Origin of the sequence: Pseudomonas sp. Sample_9 (genome assembly GCF_004307535.1) — a bacterium.
In the GTDB taxonomy this organism is placed as follows: Bacteria; Pseudomonadota; Gammaproteobacteria; order Pseudomonadales; family Pseudomonadaceae; genus Aquipseudomonas; species Aquipseudomonas mercuritolerans.
Genome location: NZ_RAZO01000433.1, coordinates 19,459 through 20,915 on the forward strand (window position 1 = coordinate 19,459; position 1,457 = coordinate 20,915).

General features: G+C 61.6%; 1 protein-coding gene. It reads left to right on the forward strand.

The features are described from left to right. A partial coding sequence (locus D6877_RS24925; protein ID WP_130912425.1) for an autotransporter domain-containing protein occupies positions 1-1,251 on the forward strand: 1,251 nt, incomplete at its 5' end. Positions 1,252-1,457: the final 206 nt, after the last annotated feature.

Sequence of the window (1,457 nt, forward strand, 5' to 3'; positions counted from 1 at the left end):
CCGACCTTGCTCAGCAGCGCCGAAGCGCAAAGCCTGCTCGGCCGCCAGTACAACATCCTGCAAGCGGCCGGCGGCGTGCAGGGGCAGTTCGCTGCGGTGGTGCCGAACTACCTGTTCATCGGCGGCGCCCTCGACTACGCCGCAAGCGGCATCCAGCTGAATATCCAGCGCAATGCCACCAGCTTCGTCAGCGTCGGGCAAACGCCGAACCAGCGTTCGGTGGCGGCGGCAGTCGAAGGGCTGGGCGCTGGCAATTCGGTTTACGAAAGTGTGCTTCGTGCACCGACTCAAGCCTCGGCGCAGCAAGCCTTCCAGCAACTGAGCGGCGAGATTTATCCGGCACTGGGGACGATGCTGATCAACGACAGCCGCCAGTTGCGTGATGCGCTCGGCGAGCGGCTGCACGATGAATCGGCGACCCGCAGCAACGGCTGGATCAAAGCCCTCGGCGCTTGGGGCAGCACCGATTCCAATCACGACACGGCCGGCTACAACACTTCGATCGGCGGTCTGCTCGCCGGTGTCGACGGCGCGCTGGACGAGCAGACCCGCATCGGTCTGGTCACCGGTTATAGCGACAGCTCCTTGAGCATGGGCTCGGGCACGCATTCCTCGGCAAAAGTCGACAGCTATCACCTCGGCGCTTACGTCGGGCACGACATCGGCGCCTGGCGCTTGAGCAGCGGTGCGGCGTACAGCTGGCATCGCGGCGATGTAAAGCGCGATCTGCAATACGACGACGTCAGCGCCAAGCAGAAAGCCAAGCTTGATGCGACCACCACCCAGGTCTTCGGCGAAGCGGCATATCGCTTGCAGTTGCAACCTCTGGCGCTGGAACCGTTCGCCAACCTGACCTACCTGCATCTCGACACCGAAGGCTTTACCGAAAAGGGCGATGCCGCTGCGCTGAAAAGCGCTGGCGATCAGCGCGATGCGGTGTTGAGCACCTTGGGCGTACGGGCGAGCAAAACCTTCGACCTTTCCAGCCAGCAAGCGTTGGACGTCAGCGCGCGTCTCGGCTGGCAGCACAGCCTCAGCGATATTGAATCGGAGCAGCATTTGCGCTTTGCCAGCGGCGGCACGCCGTACTCAGTGGAGAGCTCGGCGCTGGTACGTGATGCCGCACTGGTCGGCGTGCAGGCCAGTCTGGCATTGAGCAAGGACGTGCGGGTCAACCTCGATTACAACGGCCAACTGGCCAGCCGCGAAAAGCTGCATGGCGTTGGCCTGAGCCTGAACTGGCAGTTCTGATTGCATGTGTTTGAGCCCCTGTGGCGAGGGGATTTATCCCCGCTCGACTGCGCAGCAGTCGCAAAACCTGTGTTTACGTAGGTTGGAAAAATTCCTGGGGGGTCGCTTCGCAACCCAACGGGGATGAATCCCCTCGCCACAGCTATAGAAACAACCGGATTTTTCGCAACATCACTAAGGAAGGTCGTGGATGGATAACAACAATA